This window comes from Ruegeria sp. G10 (genome assembly GCF_056533645.1).
Genome location: NZ_JBQFOQ010000006.1, coordinates 161,380 through 181,761, shown reverse-complemented (window position 1 = coordinate 181,761; position 20,382 = coordinate 161,380). Strand labels below are relative to the sequence as shown.

The 20,382-nt window shown below is 59.4% G+C and carries 19 protein-coding genes; 15 read left to right on the top strand and 4 right to left on the bottom strand.

All coding sequences use genetic code 11. The features are described 5' to 3' along the window. Positions 1–54: 54 nt before the first annotated feature. From ACR0KM_RS12450 to ACR0KM_RS12425, 6 genes are all read left to right on the top strand, one after another. On the top strand, positions 55–654 hold the full coding sequence (locus tag ACR0KM_RS12450; protein WP_480859983.1) for a LysE/ArgO family amino acid transporter: 600 nt from the start codon (positions 55–57) through the stop codon (positions 652–654). A gap of 40 nt (positions 655–694) precedes the next feature. Then, positions 695–1,615 carry a DMT family transporter gene (locus ACR0KM_RS12445; RefSeq protein ID WP_480822821.1) on the top strand — a complete coding sequence of 307 codons (921 nt, stop codon included), beginning with the start codon at positions 695–697 and terminating at the stop codon, positions 1,613–1,615. 75 nt (positions 1,616–1,690) lie between these two features. Next, positions 1,691–2,263: a choline-binding transcriptional repressor BetI gene (gene betI, locus ACR0KM_RS12440; protein ID WP_480859981.1), complete on the top strand. Its 573-nt coding sequence runs from the start codon at positions 1,691–1,693 to the stop codon at positions 2,261–2,263. Further along, on the top strand, positions 2,260–3,768 hold the full coding sequence (gene betC / locus ACR0KM_RS12435; RefSeq protein ID WP_480859979.1) for a choline-sulfatase: 1,509 nt from the start codon (positions 2,260–2,262) through the stop codon (positions 3,766–3,768). The genes betI and betC overlap by 4 nt, the downstream gene beginning before the upstream one ends. An 89-nt stretch (positions 3,769–3,857) precedes the next feature. After that, positions 3,858–5,516: a choline dehydrogenase gene (betA, locus tag ACR0KM_RS12430; protein WP_480859978.1), complete on the top strand. Its 1,659-nt coding sequence runs from the start codon at positions 3,858–3,860 to the stop codon at positions 5,514–5,516. Positions 5,517–5,614: 98 nt separating this feature from the next. Beyond that, entirely contained in the window at positions 5,615–5,854 is a 240-nt protein-coding gene (locus tag ACR0KM_RS12425) for an HP1242/YdcH family protein (RefSeq protein WP_480822813.1), read from the top strand. Positions 5,855–5,923: 69 nt separating this feature from the next. On the opposite strand, the gene ACR0KM_RS12420 is transcribed toward ACR0KM_RS12425, so the two are convergent. Both ACR0KM_RS12420 and ACR0KM_RS12415 read right to left on the bottom strand, forming a co-directional pair. Then, the gene (locus ACR0KM_RS12420) at positions 5,924–7,324 is read right to left on the bottom strand and encodes a helix-turn-helix domain-containing protein (RefSeq protein WP_480859974.1); all 1,401 of its coding nucleotides are present in this window, start codon (positions 7,322–7,324) and stop codon (positions 5,924–5,926) included. A gap of 63 nt (positions 7,325–7,387) precedes the next feature. Further along, complete coding sequence (locus ACR0KM_RS12415; protein ID WP_480859973.1) at positions 7,388–8,593, bottom strand: multidrug effflux MFS transporter; 1,206 nt, start codon at positions 8,591–8,593, stop codon at positions 7,388–7,390. 182 nt (positions 8,594–8,775) lie between these two features. On the opposite strand from ACR0KM_RS12415, the gene ACR0KM_RS12410 reads away from it, so the two are divergent. From ACR0KM_RS12410 to ACR0KM_RS12400, 3 genes are all read left to right on the top strand, one after another. Then, on the top strand, positions 8,776–10,308 hold the full coding sequence (locus tag ACR0KM_RS12410; protein ID WP_480859971.1) for an acyl-CoA carboxylase subunit beta: 1,533 nt from the start codon (positions 8,776–8,778) through the stop codon (positions 10,306–10,308). Positions 10,309–10,388: 80 nt separating this feature from the next. After that, on the top strand, positions 10,389–10,814 hold the full coding sequence (locus ACR0KM_RS12405; RefSeq protein WP_480859969.1) for a DUF6497 family protein: 426 nt from the start codon (positions 10,389–10,391) through the stop codon (positions 10,812–10,814). A gap of 126 nt (positions 10,815–10,940) precedes the next feature. After that, positions 10,941–11,294 carry a hypothetical protein gene (locus ACR0KM_RS12400; protein WP_480859967.1) on the top strand — a complete coding sequence of 118 codons (354 nt, stop codon included), beginning with the start codon at positions 10,941–10,943 and terminating at the stop codon, positions 11,292–11,294. Positions 11,295–11,380: 86 nt separating this feature from the next. On the opposite strand, the gene ACR0KM_RS12395 is transcribed toward ACR0KM_RS12400, so the two are convergent. Then, complete coding sequence (locus ACR0KM_RS12395) at positions 11,381–12,532, bottom strand: DcaP family trimeric outer membrane transporter (protein ID WP_480822801.1); 1,152 nt, start codon at positions 12,530–12,532, stop codon at positions 11,381–11,383. Between the two features lie 650 nt (positions 12,533–13,182). Here ACR0KM_RS12395 and ACR0KM_RS12390 point away from each other — a divergent pair. Next, positions 13,183–13,386 (top strand): hypothetical protein, encoded by a 204-nt coding sequence (locus ACR0KM_RS12390; RefSeq protein WP_480822799.1) that lies wholly within the window; start codon positions 13,183–13,185, stop codon positions 13,384–13,386. A 117-nt stretch (positions 13,387–13,503) separates the two neighbouring features. After that, on the top strand, positions 13,504–15,549 hold the full coding sequence (locus ACR0KM_RS12385; protein WP_480859965.1) for an acetyl-CoA carboxylase biotin carboxylase subunit: 2,046 nt from the start codon (positions 13,504–13,506) through the stop codon (positions 15,547–15,549). A 76-nt stretch (positions 15,550–15,625) separates the two neighbouring features. On the opposite strand, the gene ACR0KM_RS12380 is transcribed toward ACR0KM_RS12385, so the two are convergent. Beyond that, on the bottom strand, positions 15,626–16,072 hold the full coding sequence (locus ACR0KM_RS12380; protein WP_480822795.1) for a DUF4174 domain-containing protein: 447 nt from the start codon (positions 16,070–16,072) through the stop codon (positions 15,626–15,628). A 171-nt stretch (positions 16,073–16,243) separates the two neighbouring features. On the opposite strand from ACR0KM_RS12380, the gene ACR0KM_RS12375 reads away from it, so the two are divergent. The 4 genes from ACR0KM_RS12375 to ACR0KM_RS12360 all read left to right on the top strand — a co-directional run bounded on the left by ACR0KM_RS12375 (position 16,244) and on the right by ACR0KM_RS12360 (position 20,340). Beyond that, positions 16,244–17,059, top strand: a complete 816-nt coding sequence (locus ACR0KM_RS12375) for a hypothetical protein (RefSeq protein WP_480822793.1) — start codon at positions 16,244–16,246, stop codon at positions 17,057–17,059. Further along, positions 17,056–19,182: a methylmalonyl-CoA mutase gene (gene scpA, locus ACR0KM_RS12370; protein ID WP_480822791.1), complete on the top strand. Its 2,127-nt coding sequence runs from the start codon at positions 17,056–17,058 to the stop codon at positions 19,180–19,182. Before ACR0KM_RS12375 ends, scpA begins: the two co-directional genes overlap by 4 nt. Positions 19,183–19,252: 70 nt before the next feature. Then, on the top strand, positions 19,253–19,855 hold the full coding sequence (locus ACR0KM_RS12365) for a VOC family protein (RefSeq protein WP_480859963.1): 603 nt from the start codon (positions 19,253–19,255) through the stop codon (positions 19,853–19,855). Then, positions 19,852–20,340, top strand: coding sequence for an N-acetyltransferase family protein (locus tag ACR0KM_RS12360; protein WP_480859962.1), 489 nt, complete (start codon positions 19,852–19,854; stop codon positions 20,338–20,340). The genes ACR0KM_RS12365 and ACR0KM_RS12360 overlap by 4 nt, the downstream gene beginning before the upstream one ends. The last annotated feature ends 42 nt before the right edge of the window (positions 20,341–20,382 follow it).

Genomic DNA, 20,382 nt, shown 5'->3' with positions numbered 1-20,382 from the left:
TTTGATAGGTCCGCGAGCAAGCTGTAGTCAATAGCGCAACCAATAGGAGGTCGCATGTTCCCGTCCCTGATCGCCGGTTTTGCCCTGAGCTTTAGCCTGATCCTTGCGATCGGCGCGCAGAATGCCTTTGTCCTGCGGCAAGGGCTACGGCGCGAGCATGTCTTTGTGCTGTGCCTGACCTGTGCGGTCTCGGATGCGATACTGATTGCCGCCGGGGTGGCGGGGTTCGGTACTCTTGCCAAGGCTGTACCGTGGTTTGAACCGGTGATGCGTTACGGTGGAGCCGCGTTTCTGATCTGGTACGCGCTGCGCAGTTTTCAATCAGCGCTGCAGGGCGGGGCCGCGATGCAGCTGGGTCAGGGCCAGCGCACCAGTCTGCGCACCGCTTTGCTGACGCTGATGGCGTTCACTTGGCTGAATCCGCATGTCTATCTGGATACGGTCGTGCTGATTGGGTCAATCTCGGCACAATATGATGACCGTCTGGGATTTGCCGTGGGTGCCATGGCGTCGAGCTTTGTGTTCTTTTTCTCGCTGGGGTATGGCGCAAGGATTCTGTCACCTGTATTTGCGCGCCCACGCGCGTGGCAGCTGCTGGATGCGTTGATCGGCGTTGTCATGTTGCTGATCGCACTGAAACTTGTTGTCATGTGAAGGGTTGTTCCCGGCTGAATTCCGGTGTTCAACCGTTTTTATGAACGCACACCCCGAAACCTATCGCCCTCTGACCGGCATGTTCTGGATGCTGGCGGCAGGTCTGTCTTTTGTGGGCATGAATGCGCTGGTGAAGATCCTCGGCACCAGCATGAACCCGATACAGGCTGCATTTTTGCGATATGTTCTGGGGCTGGTCTTCCTGCTTCCGGCGCTGCGCGCAATTTTCGAAACCCGCCTGACTCGCCGCAATCTGACCCTGTTCGGCCTGCGTGGCATCGTTCACGCCGTTGCCGTCATGCTGTGGTTTTTCGCAATGACCCGCATCCCTTTGGCCGAGGTCACCGCGATGAATTACCTGACGCCGGTTTACGTGACCTTAGGAGCTGCTCTGTTTCTGGGTGAGAAGCTTGCTTTCCGCCGGATTGCGGCCATCGGTGTTGCATTGGTCGGAGTTATCATCATACTGCGCCCCGGTTTCCGAGAGGTCTTGCCCGGCCATCTGGCGATGCTGGGCACGACGCTTGCACTGGGCGGTTCCTATCTGCTGGCCAAGGTACTTGTCCGCGATATCCGACCTTCGGTGGTGGTGGCGCATCTGTCGATCTGGGTGACGCTTGCGCTGATACCCTTCGCCATCGCCGTGTGGCAGCCGCCCAGCCTCCGCGATATGGGGATTTTGTTTGTCGTCGCCAGTTTTGCGACCGCCGGGCACTACTTCATGACGCTGGCCCTGCAGGCGGCTCCGGTGGCGGTGACGCAGCCGATGACCTTCCTGCAACTGATCTGGGCTACGCTGCTGGGTACGCTGGTGTTTCACGAACGTATCGACATCTGGGTGATCGCCGGAGGTACCCTGATCCTGGGCGCACTCAGTTTCATCACCTGGCGCGAAGCGCGGATCATGCGCAGGCCTCCGACGCCGGTGCAAGGGTCCGAAAACCCACCCGCAGCGCGTTGAAAAAGGTTATTGATTGACGGGTCAATAAAAACGCCTTAGCTTTTCTGCATCAACAGATGTGGCAGAGGGGCTCAGATGCCGAAACTCGGAATGGAACCGATCCGGCGCGAGGCGATCGTCCAAGCGACGATTGCCGAGCTTGGTGTGCAGAAATCCCTCGACGTTACGGTCAGCCAGATTGCAAAACGCGCGGGAATGTCCAGCGCGCTGGCCCATCACTATTTCGGCGGCAAAGAGCAGATTTTTCTGGCCGCCATGCGCCGCATCCTGTCTGATTTCGGATCCGAAGCACGCGCCCAGCTTGAGATTGCGCCTGCAAATGCGCGTGCACAGGCCATCATCCGGGCCTGCTTTGCGCCCTCGTGTTTTACGCCCGACGTGATCGCGGCATGGATGACCTTTTACGTGCTTGCGCAGACCAACGACGATGCGCTGCGCCTTTGGCAGGTCTATCAGGCGCGTATCCGGTCCAATCTGATCCACGCCCTGCGCCCGCTGATGCAGAACCCGGTCGAGGCAGCCGAGGATATGATCGCATTGATCGACGGGCTTTACATCCACTCCGCTCTCAACGCCCCGCAAGAGCCACAACTTGCGGTGAACCACGCCCTGCGTGTTCTTGAGACCTTCCTCGAGGCTGAAAAATGAAAAAGCCGAACATCCTGATCCTGATGGTGGATCAGCTCAACGGAACCCTCTTTCCTGACGGTCCCGCCGACTGGCTTCATGCTCCAAACCTGAAGAAACTGGCGGAACGCTCGACCCGGTTCGCCAACGCCTACACCGCGTCGCCCTTATGTGCGCCGGGCAGGGCCAGCTTCATGTCCGGTCAATTGCCGTCACGCACCGGGGTCTACGACAATGCCGCAGAGTTTCGCAGTGACATCCCGACTTATGCGCATCACTTACGGCGTGCAGGATACTATACGTGCCTGTCCGGCAAGATGCATTTCGTCGGCCCCGATCAATTGCACGGGTTTGAATCCCGCCTGACCACCGACATCTACCCCGCTGATTTCGGCTGGACACCCGATTACCGCAAGCCCGGTGAGCGGATCGACTGGTGGTACCACAATATGGGCTCGGTCACCGGCGCAGGCATTGCGGAAATCTCGAACCAGATGGAGTACGACGACGAGGTCGCTTACAACGCCAAGGCCAAGCTTTACGATTTGGCGCGCGGCAAGGATGCGCGCCCATGGTGTGTGACGGTCAGTTTCACCCATCCTCATGATCCATATGTCGCGCGGCGCAAATACTGGGATCTCTACGAGGATTGCGCGCACCTTCTGCCCGAGGTTTCTGATATCGGCTACGACAATCAGGATCCCCATTCCAAACGTATTTTCGACGCCAATGACTGGCGTAGCTTCGACATTACCGAAGAAGACATCCGCAAATCCCGCCGGGCGTATTTTGCGAACATCTCGTATCTGGATGACAAGATCGGAGAGATCCTGGAAGTACTCGACAGCACGCGGCAAGAGGCCATCATCCTCTTTGTCTCGGATCACGGCGATATGCTGGGCGAGCGCGGCTTGTGGTTCAAGATGAACTTTTATGAAGGCTCGGCCCGTGTGCCACTGATGATTTCGGCACCCGACCTGCCTGCGGGCCGGATTGACACCCCGGTATCGACGATTGACGTGACACCGACGCTGGGATCGCTTGCAGGCGTGGATATGGCCGAGATTGCGCCTTGGACTGATGGCGAAGATCTCGTCCCTTTGGCGCAGGGCACCGCGCGCACCGCCCCGGTGGCCATGGAATATGCCGCCGAGGCCTCCTACGCACCGCTGGTATCGTTGCGGTATGGCAAGTGGAAATACAACCGCTGTGCGCTGGACCCTGATCAGCTGTTCGACCTCGAGAGTGACCCGCATGAACTCAGCAATCTTGCAACGCACCCCGAGCACGCGGGCACTTTGCAGACCTTGCGTGCGAAATCCGAGGCGCGCTGGGATCTGGACCGCTTTGATGCCGAGGTCCGTGCCAGTCAGGCCCGCCGATGGGTGGTTTATGAAGCACTTCGGCAGGGTGGCTATTATCCGTGGGACTATCAGCCACTTCAGAAAGCCTCGGAACGCTACATGCGCAACCACATGGACCTGAACGTTGTGGAAGAAAACCAGCGCTATCCGCGCGGCGAGTAACCTCTTCATCTTTTTGAAAATACTCCCGCCGGAGGCAAAAAGATTTTTCGACGAAAAATCTTGGCCCGCGCGGGACCGGAGACACGAATATGGAAGCAGATTTTGTCATCGTCGGCGCCGGATCCGCCGGATGCGCGTTGGCCTACCGGCTGAGCGAAGGCGGAGCTTCGGTGCTGGTGATCGAACACGGCGGCACCGATGCAGGGCCGTTCATCCAGATGCCGGCGGCGCTCAGCTATCCGATGAACATGTCTCGCTATGACTGGGGCTACAAATCCGAGCCCGAACCGCACCTCAACAACCGCCGCCTTGCCTGCCCAAGGGGAAAGGTGATCGGCGGATCATCCTCGATCAACGGGATGGTCTATGTGCGTGGTCACGCGCGCGATTTTGGCACCTGGGCCGAGATGGGCGCGGATGGATGGTCTTACGCGGACGTGCTGCCCTATTACAAACGGATGGAGACCTGGCATGATGGCGGCCACGGGGGCGATGTCACATGGCGCGGGACCGACGGACCGTTGCATGTCTCTCGCGGTCCGCGAGAGAACCCTCTGTTCAAGGCTTTTGTCGATGCCGGTCAACAAGCCGGCTATGAGGTCACCGGCGACTATAACGGTGAAAAGCAAGAGGGCTTTGGCCCGATGGAGCAGACCGTCTGGAAAGGACGGCGCTGGTCTGCGGCCAATGCTTATCTGAAGCCCGCGCTCAAGCGGGACAATTGCGAGATTGTGCGCGGACTGGCCGCGCGGGTTGTGACTCAAGACGGACGCGCGGTCGGTGTCGAACTGATCCGCGGCGGTAAGCGCGAGCTCATCCGGGCACGGCGCGAAGTGGTGCTTGCGGCTTCGTCAATCAACTCACCCAAGCTGCTAATGTTGTCGGGCATCGGCCCGGCAGCGCATCTGGCCGAGCATGGGATCGAGGTGGTCGCAGACCGGCCCGGAGTTGGGGCGAACCTTCAGGACCATCTGGAGCTTTATATTCAGCAGGCTTCGTTGCAGCCTATCACCCTTTACAAACACTGGAACCTGCTCAGCAAGGGGATGATCGGGGCGCAGTGGTTGTTTACCAAGACAGGGCTTGGGGCCTCGAACCAGTTTGAAAGTGCGGCCTTTATCCGGTCGAAGCCGGGTGTGGAATATCCCGACATTCAGTATCACTTCCTACCCATGGCGGTACGCTATGATGGGCAGGCGGCGGCTGAGGGGCACGGGTTTCAGGCGCATGTGGGACCGATGCGATCCCCGTCACGCGGCGCGGTGACCTTGCGCTCGGCGCGGGCCGAGGACGCACCTGTGATCCGGTTCAACTACATGAGCCATGAAACGGACTGGGAGGATTTCCGAACCTGCATCCGCCTGACCCGCGAGATTTTCGGACAAGAGGCGTTCAAGCCATTTGCGGGCAAGGAAATACAGCCAGGCGCTGCCGCGCAAAGCGATGACGCGTTGAATGCTTTCATCGCAGAACATGCCGAGAGCGCGTACCATCCTTGCGGCACCTGCCGTATGGGGCGGGCGGACGACAAACAGGCCGTAGTGGACCCGCAGGGCCGCGTGATCGGAGTCGACGGGCTGCGCGTGGCCGACAGTTCGATCTTTCCTCAGATTACCAATGGCAATCTTAACGCACCTTCGATCATGGTGGGTGAGAAAATCTCTGATCACCTTCTTGGCAGGGATGCATTGCCAAAGGCCAACGATCGGCCTTGGATTCATCCGGAATGGGCCGTTGCACAACGATAATTCCCGACCTTCTTTGCCCCGGATTTGATCCGGGTCAAAGTAACACCTGCGCGGCATCTTTAGTCTTGGGACGTAACGCAGATATAGGAGCGCATCGAATGTCCCACACCCCGCATGAACTGGCCGAGGAATTCCCTGACAAGGTCGAATTGATGAGCCAGCTCAAGCAATCGGACGCGCATTTCGCGCGCCTTGCGGATGAGTATCATGAGGTCAATCGCATCGTTCATCGGGCCGAAACCAACGTCGAGCCCATGGAGGAATTGGCCGAGGTTGAGCTGCGCAAGAAACGTGCGGCACTCAAGGATGCGATTTGGGCGATTTTGTCGAAAGGGTAAGAGCAGGGCGGGGGCTCTGCCCCCGTCGCTATCGGCAGTTTCTCCGAGGTATTTTAGAACAGAAGAAGGTCAGGTGACCTCGTAAGGCAAAGTCCCGCGGGTATGGGCGTCGATGGTCAAGCGGCGTTCCAATGGCGGGACCGAGCGTTGATGGCAGGTCTGGCGCTCGCAGATGCGGCACGAGATGCCGATGGGTTCGAACGCGCTGGCGTTGGTGATGTCGAGGTTGTCGGCGTAGACCAGCGCTTCGGCATGGCGGATTTCGCAACCCAGAGCGATAGCGTAACGGCGCACCGGCGCGCCGAACGAGCCACCCGATTTAGACACATCGCGGGCCAGTGAGATATAGCGGACGCCATCGGGCGTTTCCGCCAGCTGCTGCAGAAAATGGCCTGGTGTTTCAAAGGCGCGGTGAACGTTCCACAGCGGGCAAGCCCCGCCGAAACGGGCGAATTGCAGCCGCGTGGCCGAGTGGCGTTTGGTGATGGTTCCCGCCTGATCGACGCGGACGAAGAAGAACGGGATACCCTTGGCGCCGGGCCGTTGCAGGGTCGACAGGCGGTGGGCGATCTGTTCGATGGAGGCCCCGAACCGATTGCTGAGAAGTTCCAGATCATGGCGGTACTCTTGCGCGGCAGACAGGAACGCCGCGTAGGGCATCAGCGAGGCTCCTGCGAAGTAGTTGGCCAGCCCGATCTTGGCGATTGCGCGGGCCTCGTCGCTTTGGAAACGGGCGAAGTCGAGCGTGGCCTCAAGCAGCTTGTCCTGGCTGATCAGCGCCACCTGTAGCAAGAGTTGAAATACTTGGGTCTGCGGGGTTGCGCGTGAAGACAGGCGCAGAGTCTTGTCCGCCGCGTTGTAGCTGCGCAGGGTTTCGGTATCACCAAAGGTTACGTGAATACCGCGTTCCGACAGGCTGTTCAGGGCCGCCTGGCGGATGCTTCCGGCATCATCTGCGCGGGCTGCGAACCGTTCGGCGGCACGGTCGACGGCGTCGATGTAATTGTCGCAATAATGGAAGAAGTCACGGACCTCTTCCCATGGGCTGGCCTGAATGCGGGCGTCCTCGCGCCCCAAAGCTTCGTCGAGCGAGGCGAGCCGTTCGTGGGTCTGACGATAGCTGCGGTGCAACTCGATGAAGGCCCGGGCCAATGCTGGCGCGTTCGAGGCGGTAAGCCGCAGGTCAGCCAAAGGCGGCATCATGTCGGCAAACACTGGATCGGCCAGCGCCTCGCGCATGTCGGAGACGAGCCGTTCGCTGTCACCGGTGCTGAGCTCGGTAACATCCATGCCGAATTCCTGCGCCAGCGCCAGAACAACCGTGGTCGAGATCGGACGATTGTTGTTCTCCATCTGGTTGAGGTACGGCAGAGAAACGCCCAGTTTTGTGGCGAATTCCTTTTGGGTCAGGGTCAGGCGCGTGCGCATTTCGCGCAGCTTGGCGCCGGCATAGAGTTTCTGGGTGGCCATGATGGTTCTTTGCAAGTTTCCTGAATTTTCAGGCTAACTTTGCAAACCCTTTGGCGCAAGTGCCTAGAGACCGAGCTGCTTCTCGCGCCAGATGACGCTGCCGATTGCAAAAATCGCCAGGATCGAGGTTGCCAGCATCAGCCACAGCAGGGGCATTGCGCCAGTGTCACGCGTTAACAAAGCACCTGCCCAGGCGCTGAGGCCCGCACCGCCGCCAAGCATGATCGCTCCGCTGAGGCCCGAGGCCGTGGCGGCCAGATGCGGACGGACGGACAGCGCTCCTGCTGTTGCGTTGGGGATCGACATGCCATTGCCCAGCCCGACAAATGTCATCAGGCCGAAGAAGCTGAGCGCAGTGCCCATGTCCGCCAGAAACAGGGTGGCCGAAATCAGGACGCCGATGGCGTTCAGCCAGCAGCCCCACAGGACCATGCGATTGACCCCAAAGCGCACCGAATAACGCCCGCTGACGAAGTTGCCGAAGAAGTACCCAAGGGCCGGGGCCCCGAAGTAAACGCCGACCTCGGCTGCGGTCATGCCGAACACCTCGGTCCCGATGAACGGGGCACCGCCGAGATAGGCGAAGAAGGCCCCAGAGGACAAAGCCGAGGACAGCGAGTAGCCCCAGAAGCGTGGGGAGGTCAGCAGCTCTGGGTATTCGCGGAACTGCTGCACCAACGTTTTGCCGCTGGTGGCAGCGGTTTCGCCAAAATCCTGATAGGTCAGCCAGAGGGCGAGGGCGGCCAGCCCGAAAGGCAGCCAGAAATTGGCTTTCCAACCGAACGCTTCTTCGAGCAATCCGCCGACTGCAGGGCCGAGCATCGGGACTACGGCCATGCCCATTGTGACATATCCCAGCATCGAGGCTGCCTTGTCCTGCGTGTACATATCCCGCACAGCGGCTCTGCTGAGGACGATACCCACCACGATCACCGCCTGACTCATGCGGAAGGCCAGAAATATCTCGATCGTCGGAGCGTAGATGCAGCCCAGCGTGGCCAGCAGAAACAACCCGAGCCCCCAAAGCAGGACCGGTCTGCGCCCCGCTTTGTCGGCAAGCGGGCCGATCAGGATTTGCAGCACCGCGTTGACCAACAGATACAGCGCAATCGACAGCTGCATCGTCTTGTAGTCGGTTTGGAAATAGGTCGCCATGAAGGGCAGGCTGGGCAGGTACAGGTTCATGCTCAGTGCCGACAGGCCCGACAGCAACACAAGCGTTGCAAGGGTGGGCGGTGTGCGGCTGACTGAGGGTGCGCTGAACTGCATGGTTCACCTTTAGAGCCTGCGCGCAGGAATTACCATCTGCTGTTGCGGCTTGTTGTGTTAATTAGCAATTTTGCATTTTTTGCAAGATGTGTTGCGGAAGATTTGCAAATTTGCGGAAAATGTCTTTGGCCTATGCCCTGCTGCCGCTATGGTCTGGCAAAATTCCATAGGGGACAACCGTCATGAAAGATATCCTTTCCGAGCTTGAAGACCGCCGCACCAACGCCCGGCTTGGCGGTGGGCAGAAACGGATCGATGCGCAGCACACGCGTGGCAAGCTGACCGCGCGCGAGCGGATCGAACTGCTTCTCGACGAAGGCAGCTTTGAAGAATTCGATATGTTCGTCAGCCATCGCTGCACCGAGTTCGGAATGGAAAAACAAAAGCCTGCTGGCGACGGCGTTGTCACCGGCTGGGGTACGATCAATGGCCGTATGGTCTATGTGTTCAGCCAGGATTTCACCGTGTTTGGCGGCTCGCTGTCGGAAACCCACGCACAGAAAATCTGTAAGATCATGGATATGGCTGTGCAAAACGGCGCGCCGATCATCGGCATCAACGACTCGGGCGGTGCGCGCATTCAGGAGGGCGTCGCCTCGCTTGCGGGCTATGCCGAAGTCTTCCAGCGCAACGTGACCGCATCCGGCGTGGTCCCGCAGATCAGCGTGATCATGGGGCCCTGCGCGGGGGGGGCGGTCTACAGCCCAGCGATGACCGATTTTATCTTCATGGTGAAAGATTCCTCGTACATGTTCGTCACTGGCCCTGATGTGGTCAAAACCGTGACCAATGAGGTGGTAACCGCCGAAGAGCTGGGCGGAGCATCGACCCACACGAAGAAATCCTCGGTGGCCGATGGCGCGTTTGAAAACGATGTCGAGGCCTTGGCCGAGGTGCGCCGTCTGGTCGACTTCCTGCCGCTCAACAACCGCGAGAAGCCGCCCGTGCGCCCGTTCTTTGATGAACCCAACCGGGTCGAAACCTCGCTGGATACGCTTATCCCGGAAAACCCGAACTCACCTTATGACATGAAGGAACTGATCACCAAGATCGCCGATGAAGGTGATTTTTACGAGATTCAGGAAGACTTTGCCAAGAACATCATCACCGGCTTCATCCGTCTGGAAGGGCAGACCGTTGGTGTTGTAGCCAACCAGCCCATGGTTTTGGCCGGGTGTCTGGATATCGACAGCTCGCGCAAGGCGGCGCGGTTCGTGCGCTTCTGTGACTGTTTCGAAATCCCGATTCTGACGCTGGTGGACGTGCCCGGCTTTCTGCCCGGGACGCAGCAGGAATATAGCGGGGTGATCAAGCATGGTGCCAAGCTGCTTTATGCTTACGGGGAAGCGACGGTGCCGAAGGTGACCGTGATCACCCGCAAAGCCTATGGTGGTGCTTATGTTGTGATGGCCTCGAAACACCTGCGCGGTGATTTCAACTATGCCTGGCCCACGGCTGAGATTGCGGTGATGGGCGCGAAAGGTGCGACCGAGATCATCCACCGCGCAGACTTGGATGACGCCGAGAAGACCGCGCAGCACGTTGCCGACTATGAAGACCGTTTTGCCAACCCGTTTGTGGCGGCAGAGCGCGGCTTTGTGGATGAGGTGATCATGCCGCAATCCACCCGCCGCCGTGTGTCGCGTGCCTTTGCCAGCCTTCGCGGCAAGCAGCTGAAGAACCCGTGGAAAAAGCACGACAACATTCCGCTTTAAGGGGTCGCTGCGACGCTCTGCTGTTCATGACCAACTCTGCCAGACATAACCCGGCACGCGCCCTTGGGGCGAAGCAGTCGATGCCAGCGGGACGAGCCCGCCTTGGTCGGGCCCGTGCCTGGGCCTGTGCGGCCTTGGCCGCGCATCTGGCGGGCCCTGCAGCGGCGGATCGTCTTTTGCCCGTGCCGTCCGGCCAGCCGGTGGAACTCAGCAATGTTCTGCTGGACCACAATCCCGGTGAGCTTTGGCTGCGGTTCCGCTTTATCGCCCCGAAGATCGGGTCGACCGCCGGGCGTATCACCTATGATGTTGCGGTAATCGATATGGAACATCTGTGCCAGACGCTGGCAGTTCCCTACGTCGCCCAACATGCACTTGAACCTGCGCGTGTGGTGATCTCGTTTTCGGATCGACCTATCGAGTTCGGTACCTCGGAGCCTGATGCAACTCAGTTCTTCGAGGCCTACCGGCTAGAGCAATCCACGTGTATCTGGGAAGGGCTCTGAACATGGCAAGTCTCAATGTCAGGGTATCTCAGGTTGAAAATCACTGGAGGCGCGTATGACCGCTCTGTCCCCGCAGCAAGATGGCTTCTGTCGTCTTATCAATACCTTCTCGAAACGAGCCCCGATATGCTGAAACATCGCGGTTTCCCCGGTCGCCTCTCAGGTACCGATTTCCAATTCACCATCCGGCGCGCCAATCCCAAGGGCGTGACGCCGTTGACCCGTCGTGAACGCTTTCGGGATCGCAAACCTGCGGACAAACGCGCCGATGCGGCGTTCATGGAGGCTCTCTGGACCCATTTTGGTGATCAGCCGTTTGAACGCGGTAATCTGGACGCCGGGCGGCTGAGCTGGCTGTTCGGCCGAGAGGTGATCGCGGCGGAAGATCCGTTTGATGCGACCAGCTATGACGCTTTATTGGTGATCGACCCAGATGCCGTGCGCCAATCGTTTCCCGAGATTTTTGACGGGATGGGCTGAGTGTGTTGAACGGGGCCGCACATAACCTGTTTCCGGGTCATGAAAAAGTGACCCTGCCCGCGAGCGGGCAGGGTGCTGTGCGTGCTTCAGAAGTTCAGCTGTGCAGCCAACTGAATACGACTGGCGTCGAAATCGTCACCAGAGATCGTATCGTTCCGCTCGCCGTAGATGTATTCGGCGCTGAGTGTCAGGTCGTCCGTCAGCTGGTAGAAAGCGTTCACGTGGATCGTTTCCAGTTCGGTGAACGACAGCGTGCCGGTCGAGGTCGGCAGGTCGTAGTCTTCGTAACCATATGCGATACCAACGTTCCACTTTGGACCCAACTGCTGACGCAGCTCCAGGGTAAAGCCGTCAACATCGTTGGCCTCGCCGCCGACGACAGCATCACCCAGACCGATCAGCCAAGGGCCAAGCGCTTCACCGGTGACATAGTTGGCCTGAATCAGGCCGCCTTCCCACAGGCGGGCCGAGGCGGAAAGGGTCAGACCCGTCTGATCAACTTCGGTCCCGTCCCCTTCGGCCTTGCCGTAGAGCAATGCGCCGCGTGCGATGTATTTGCCGTCATTGTATTCGGCAGACGCGGTGAAGACCGGATCATCCGAATCCGACCCGCCGACATTCTCTTCGATCGAGACGGCAAATGTGGTGTTCGAACCAATGGTATTGGTGTAGCGCACCTGCGGGACACGCGCAAAAGCGATACCGACGGGGCCGTTGAATTCGACCGAGGTCGGATAGGTGTCAAGCGGCTGGAAGTTGGTCCAGTACTGGCCGATCAGCCATTGTTCACCGATGCGGATGTTGGCGTGGCGGATGCGGAATTCGGCCGTGCCGTCCGATCCGAACGCGTCGACCTCAAGCTGGCCTTGGATGTCACCGACACCCGACGGGGTGCTGGTGCGCAATCCGATGCGCGACTGACGAACCGTAGCGCCAAAGGTGCCGCTGGTCGCCGCCGAGGGCTCGCCCACGACATTCACGAACGCCGTGTCACCCTGATCGAAGTCGAAGTCATAGAAGAAGTCAGCTTTGACATAGCCATAGACGTCCAGCGTCGTATTGCCGATCTGCAGGTCACCCGTGCCCGATCCGGGATTGGTGGCCTCCAGTGCTTCGACCCGAGCGCGCAACGCGTCCAGTTCAGCCTGTGTCTGAGCATCTTGCGCCAAGGCTGGCAGACCGGTCGCGGTAAGCGCGCTGGCAGCAAGCAGGCTTGCGGTTTTACCCTTAAATATCATGGGGATACTTCCTTGTGTGCGAGTGTGCAGGGCCAACGTTTCACGCAAGCCTCTGCGATGGAAATCACCAAATCGGGAGGGAATCACCGCGAATGCTCAAGCAAACGTGTCGAGAGCTCTCATCGCTGTCACAGGGCCGTGACGCGGGCGCGTAAGCTGCTGCGTAAAAGGTGTTTTTCGGGGCAGATACACGTGATCCGCCGTGATCATGAGAACGCCACGATTGGTCAATCGCGCACTATTTGTAACGGGAATGTGACGGCGTCGCAGGCTTTGGCCGAATTTGGGCCTGAACCCGGCATAGGCGCAAATTTGCGCGGGCTTTTGCCAGATGGGCAAGTTTCAGCCGGAAAGTTGTTTGGAAACAATGTCTGGTTTGCGCCCATAATTGTACCGTGCATTTTGAATGCGCAGTGCGGCACTACTTTGCCTGCGTCGCACAAGCACCTACTATTCCGTACCCCTTCCTTCCGCGGGCAGGCTTGTGAACCCCACATGGTCCTGCCCGCGTTTTTCTTTCCTGAAAACACAACCGAAAAGCGGCAAAAAGCTGCGCATAAGGCGGAATCACGTCATTTGATATTGCATAACAAGGCAGGCTTTCGGCATGTGGCTGAAAACAAGTCAAGGAACCTGAAAGGGCAGTACCTATGCAAAACTCAAGAATTCTTCTCGCGCTTGCGACCTGCGCGGGCCTTGCGGCCTGCGGCGACACGACCGGCGAACAGGCCATCATCGGCGGTGGTGCCGGTGCGGTCGGCGCGGCGGTTCTCAGCGCGGACCCGCTGCTGGGCGCGGCCGTTGGTGCCGCTGGCAACGTGCTGTATTGCAAGACGCAGAACAACTGCAACTAACACCGATTTGATCGGGGCCAATCGGACCCCGTCGGTCATCGCGCATCACGCCGTCGTGGGGCTTTCGCCCTGCGGCGGCGTTTTGCGTTTCCAGAACACCAAGACAAAGGACGTTCCATGTTCAACAAGATCCTGATCGCCAACCGGGGCGAGATCGCCTGCCGTGTCATCAAGACCGCGCGCAAAATGGGTATCGGCACCGTTGCCATTTACTCGGACGCCGACAAGAACGCCCTGCATGTCTCGATGGCGGATGAGGCGGTGCATATCGGCCCGCCGCCTGCGAACCAGTCGTACATCGTGATCGACAAGGTCATGGATGCCATCCGCCAAAGCGGCGCGCAGGCGGTGCATCCCGGCTATGGCTTCCTGTCCGAGAACTCGAAATTCGCCGAGGCGCTGGATGCCGAAGACGTCGCCTTTGTCGGCCCGCCTGTCGGCGCGATCGAAAGCATGGGCGACAAGATCACCTCGAAGAAAATCGCGCAGGATGCAGGGGTTTCGACCGTGCCCGGCTATATGGGGCTGATCGAAGACGCGGAAGAGGCCGTGAAAATCTCCAACGACATCGGCTACCCGGTGATGATTAAGGCCAGCGCCGGCGGCGGCGGCAAGGGGATGCGGATCGCATGGAATGATGAAGAGGCGCGCGAAGGCTTCCAGTCGTCCAAGAACGAGGCCGCGAATTCCTTTGGTGATGACAGGATTTTCATCGAGAAATTCGTGACCCAGCCGCGCCATATCGAAATTCAGGTTCTGTGTGACAGCCATGGCAACGGCATTTATCTGGGCGAGCGTGAATGCTCGATCCAGCGCCGGAACCAGAAGGTGGTCGAAGAGGCCCCGTCGCCGTTCCTCGACCCCGAGACGCGCAAGGCGATGGGCGAACAGGCGGTCGCCTTGGCCAAGGCGGTGAACTATGCCAGCGCCGGGACGGTGGAATTCATCGTGGATGGGGAAAAGAACTTCTATTTCCTCGAAATGAACACCCGCCTGCAGGTCGAACATCCTGTGACCGAACTGATCACCGGGGTTGATCTGGTCGAACAGATGATCCGCGTTGCCGCTGGTGAAAAGCTGACCATCACACAGGACGATGTCACGCTGACCGGCTGGGCCATCGAAAACCGTCTTTATGCCGAAGACCCGTATCGTGGCTTTCTGCCCTCGATCGGTCGTCTGACCCGCTATCGTCCGCCGCAGGAAACGGCTGCTGGCCCGATGCTGGTCAATGGTAAATGGCAGGGCGATGCGCCCGAAGGTCCGTCCGCTGTGCGCAATGATACCGGCGTCTATGAAGGCGGCGAGATCAGCATGTATTACGATCCGATGATCGCCAAACTCTGTACTTGGGCTCCGACCCGCGAACAGGCGATCGAGGCGATGCGTGTTGCCTTGGACAGCTTCGAGGTCGAAGGCATTGGCCACAACTTGCCGTTCCTGTCGGCCGTGATGGATCATCCGAAATTTGTCAGCGGCGACATGACCACCGCCTTTATTGCCGAGGAATATCCTGAGGGGTTCGAAGGCGTCGACCTGCCGGGGGCAGACCTGCGTCGCATCGCGGCCTCGTGCGCCGCAATGCATCGTGTGGCCGAGATTCGCCGCACGCGCGTCTCGGGCCGAATGGATAACCACGAGCGCAAGGTTGGCTCTGATTGGGTTGTCACACTGCAGGGCGAGGAATTTGCCGTTTCCATTGATGCGGATAAGGATGGGTCGACGGTGACCTTCGCTGATGGGACCACGTCACGCGTCACCTCGGACTGGACGCCCGGAGATCAGCTGGCCGTGCTGGAGGTCGATGGCAGCCCGCTTGTGCTGAAGGTTGGGAAGGTCTCTGGCGGGTTCCGCATCCGTAACCGGGGCGCGGATATGAAAGTGCATGTGCGTACACCGCGTCAGGCTGAACTGGCGCGCATGATGCCCGAGAAGCTGCCGCCTGATACCTCGAAAATGCTGCTCTGCCCGATGCCCGGTCTGATCGTCAAGATTGATGTTGAAGTGGGGCAAGAGGTTCAGGAAGGCCAAGCGCTGTGTACTGTCGAGGCGATGAAGATGGAAAACATCCTGCGCGCCGAGAAGAAGGGCGTGGTTTCCAAGATCAATGCGGGCCCCGGCGACAGCCTCGCCGTGGATGATGTCATCATCGAGTTCGAGTGATGATGCCAGCGCTTTCGCAATATCAAACGGAGTCTCCGGCGCTGCGCGCCGGGCCCTTCGTGCGTGGCGAAAGTGCTCAGCCGCCCTCGCGCCGTTCGCGGATCTCGCGTTCGCGGAGGGGGGTTTTGTCGATAGACCGACCGATCTCGCGCACGCTCCAGGGCGAGGGCTTGCGCAGTTTGACCACGCCGTCTTTGTCGACAAACACCATCTGGAATCCGCGCGGACGCAGTTGCGACCGGATCGGAGACCGCGCCGAGGGGTCGGTGTCAGTCAGAACCACAACATCGCGATCCCGCATTGCCGCCTCGCCGTCCATGAGCATGTCGATCTGCTGCTGGAACCGGGGATCAGCCGGGGTGTCTGAAAACACAACGATGGGGCGGTTGACCCAAAGGAACTCGTCTAGTGTGCTGTCCCCGACGGGCTGCACAAAGGCATCATCTGCGGGTGCCGACCCGTCGGCAGCCATCGCAGCCAGCGGGAATAAAGCCGAAAAAACAAGGGCAAGCGTGCGTGTCATATGGCCTCCTGTTCCCTTGAATATAGCCGTTGCCCGGACGAATGCGACTGGCGAAATGCCTTTGTGCATCAAAAAATTGCGCGTCACGTTTCAGCCCCGCCAAAGCACAGGTCGCTTGGCGCGTGTCACGTGCGGTTACGCAGCGGTTGCGCAGATCAAGAAGGAAAGCGGATGGACGTGATCCTTCACTTTGGGGCGCATCGCTGCGCGACCTCCAGTTTTCAGGAGTATATGAGCGCCAACAGCGCGGACCTTGCGCAAGAGGGCATCGGCTATTGGGGCCCCGAGCGCACGCGCGAGAACGGCTTGAACAGCCTGCGGGACCTGACACCACAGGCGCACACGCGGATCCTGCATGATCTGCGGCTGTGCGAACAAGGCGGGGTTCGTCAACTGATCATCAGTCAGGAGAATTTCGTCGGTACGATGAGCGGTAACTTCCGGCTCAAGTCACTTTATCCCAAGGCGAAAGAGCGCGCGCAGCGACTGGCCGAGGTATTTGACGCTCGGGTAATCAAAATCGCCCTGAACATAAGGGCACAGGATGCTTATTGGAGCTCGGCTGACGCCTATTTGACCAAGCGGGGCCACGCCCCAACCACACCCGATAACTGGAGGCAGATTGTCCGCAGCATGCGGCGCTGGCAGGACGTTATCTGTGATATTGGCGGTGCGTTTCCGAATGCCTGCCTGCAGATTTTCCCGTTTGAAGACTTCGCGGGGCGCCCACACGATCAATTGCGTCTGGCGACCGGGCGTAATGCGCCACGCAGTTTCAGCGATACATGGCGAAACGCGGTGCGTGCCGCGCGCAAGCACAGTTTCAAACCCAAGCAATCCGTCAAACTGCTCAGCGATTACGCTGAGGACCTTGACTGGCTGGCCTCTGGGGCCGGTGGGCTGGCGCGGCTGATGCACCTTACAAACACCAATTCCGGCGGGCAGGACCCGGCCGAAACCCGAATCGACGAGAGGAATCCGATATGACTGATACCAATGACTGGCGCGCGCTGGCCGAGAAAGAGCTGCGCGGACGCTCGTTAGACGAGTTGACCAAGGAAACGCTGGAAGGCATCGACGTCAAACCGCTCTATACGCAGGAAGACACTGCGGATTTACCTCATATGGGCTCTTTGCCTGGGTTCGGGCCGTTCACACGTGGTGTGAAGGCGACCATGTACGCCGGTCGCCCGTGGACGATCCGTCAGTATGCGGGATTTTCGACGGCCGAGGAATCGAACGCTTTCTACCGCCGCAATCTGGCTGCGGGTCAGCAAGGTGTTTCGGTTGCTTTCGATCTGGCGACGCACCGGGGGTATGACAGTGATCATCCGCGTGTTGTCGGGGATGTCGGCAAGGCTGGCGTCGCGATCGACAGCGTCGAGGACATGAAGATTCTCTTCGACGGCATTCCGCTCGACAAGGTGTCGGTGTCGATGACCATGAACGGTGCGGTGATCCCGATTCTGGCCAATTTCATCGTGGCGGGCGAGGAACAGGGGCATGACAAGGCAGTTCTGTCCGGCACCATTCAGAACGACATTCTGAAAGAGTTCATGGTGCGCAACACCTATATCTACCCACCTGAGCCGTCGATGAAGATCATCTCGGACATCATTGACTATACCTCAAACGAGATGCCCAAGTTCAACTCGATCTCGATCTCGGGCTATCACATGCAAGAGGCCGGGGCGAACCTTGTGCAGGAGCTGGCCTATACGCTCGCCGATGGCCGCGAATATGTGCGCGCCGCGACGCAGGCCGGGATGGACGTGGACAAGTTCGCTGGGCGTTTGTCCTTTTTCTTTGCCATCGGCATGAACTTCTTCATGGAAATCGCCAAGCTGCGCGCTGCCCGCACGCTGTGGCACCGGGTGATGACGGATTTCGGGGCAAAATCCGAACGCTCCAAGATGCTGCGAACCCACTGTCAGACCTCGGGTGTATCGCTGCAGGAACAGGACCCCTATAACAACGTCATCCGCACCGCTTATGAGGCGATGAGCGCGGTTCTGGGCGGCACCCAGTCGCTGCACACCAACGCATTGGACGAGGCCATTGCACTGCCCACCGATTTCTCAGCCCGCATCGCGCGGAACACGCAGTTGGTGCTGCAGGAAGAGACCGGTGTGACTGACGTGGTCGATCCGCTGGCGGGCTCTTACTACATCGAAAGCCTGACCAATGAACTGGTCGAAAAAGCCTGGGCTTTGATGGAAGAGGTCGAGGACATGGGCGGCATGACCAAGGCCGTCGCCAGCGGAATGCCGAAGCTGCGGATCGAAGAAAGCGCGGCCCGCCGTCAGGCGATGATCGATCGCGGTGATGAGGTGATCGTGGGCGTCAACAAATATCGCAAGGAACAGGAAGACCCGATCGATATTCTGGATGTCGACAACGTCGCTGTGCGCGAGGCTCAGGTTGCAAGGCTGGAACGTATCCGTGCCACCCGCGATGACGCCGCGTGCCAACAAGCTCTGGACAACCTGACAAAGACCGCCCGCGAGGGTGGAAACCTGCTGGCTGCTGCGGTCGAGGCCGCCCGCGCCCGCGCATCCGTAGGAGAGATCAGTATGGCAATGGAAAAGGAATTCGGCCGTCACCGCGCCGAAGTGAAAACTCTGGCCGGTGTCTATGGCGCAGCCTACGAAGGGGACGAGGGTTTCGCGGCGATCCAGAAATCTATTGAGGATTTTGCCGAGACCGAAGGCCGCCGCCCGCGTTTGCTGGTGGTGAAGATGGGGCAGGACGGACATGACCGTGGGGCCAAAGTGATTGCTACCGCCTTTGCGGACATTGGCTTTGACGTAGATGTCGGGCCGTTGTTCCAAACGCCCGCCGAAGCGGCGCAGGATGCCGTGGACAATGATGTGCATGTGGTCGGAATTTCTTCGCAGGCCGCCGGGCACAAGACGCTGGCCCCGCAACTGGTTGAAGAGCTGAAAAAGGCTGGTGCCGAAGATATCATCGTCATCTGCGGCGGTGTGATCCCACAGCAGGATTATCAGTTCCTCTATGATCACGGGGTCAAAGCGATTTTCGGCCCGGGCACCAACATCCCCGAAGCCGCGCAGGACATCCTGCGTCTGATCAACCAAGCGCGGGCATAGACCAAGATTTTTCGTCGAAAAATCTTATGCTACAAAATCTTCGGTGAAGATTTTGTAATTGGGGACGCTTATGAAACTGGATCATCTGGCCGTGGCAGGTGCATCGCTGGAAGAGGCTTCGGCCCATATCGAGCAGGTACTGGGCGTGCACTTGCAGGACGGCGGCAAGCACGAGAAGTTCGGAACGCATAACCGGCTTCTCGGCCTGCGGGACGGGCTGTATCTTGAGGCGATCGCAATCGATCCTGATGCCCCCAACCCGCAGCGCACACGCTGGTTCGATCTGGACCGGTTTGCCGGGACGCCTCGCTTAACCAACTGGATTTGCAGCGTCCCTGATATCCACGCGGCGCTGACCATCTTCCCCGATGGGGTGGGTCAGCCGATTGATCTCAACCGGGGGGCGCTGCGCTGGCAGATGGCTGTGCCCCCCAATGGGCGTTTGCCTTACGATAACCTCTTTCCGGCGCTGATCGAGTGGCAAGGCGATCTGCATCCGGCGCAGATGCTGTCCGACAGCGGCTGCCGTTTGCGCCGACTGGTCGTGTGCCATCCGGATGCGCTGGATCTTGCAAAAGCGCTGGGCGCGTTGGAGTCCGTTGTGTTTGACAGCGGCCCGGCAGCATTAAGGGCCGAAATCGAGACACCTCATGGGGTGCGCGTGCTCGAATGAACATTCGGCAGGCGAAGGTCGAAGACGCGCCTGCGATAGCTGAAATCGCAAACAGCACGATACGCGACACATTGTTCACCTTCACGACCGACACGCGCGGAGCCGAAAGCGTGGCCGCGGATATCCTCGGCCGGGGGCCAGCCTACCTGGTGGCGGAGCGTGACGGCGTGGTCGCAGGCTTTGCCACGTATGGCCCTTTCCGATCAGGACCGGGCTACGCGCAATGCCAAGAGCATTCGGTCCAGTTGAGACCTGCTGCCAGAGGGCAGGGCGCGGGCCGCGCGCTGATGGAGGCATTGGAGGCGGTTGCGATAGAGCGCAATGTGCATGTCCTGATTGCAGGCATTTCCTCCGCCAATCCGGCAGCGATCGCTTTTCATTCGGCAATTGGCTTCGAACAGGTTGGTCTGATGCCACAGGTCGGGGTCAAATGGGGGCAACGTCTGGATCTTGTGCTGATGCAGAAAATACTCGGCCCGCAGTGATCTGTCGCACCTGACAGTTGCGCCAAGGCGCGCTAGGGTGCG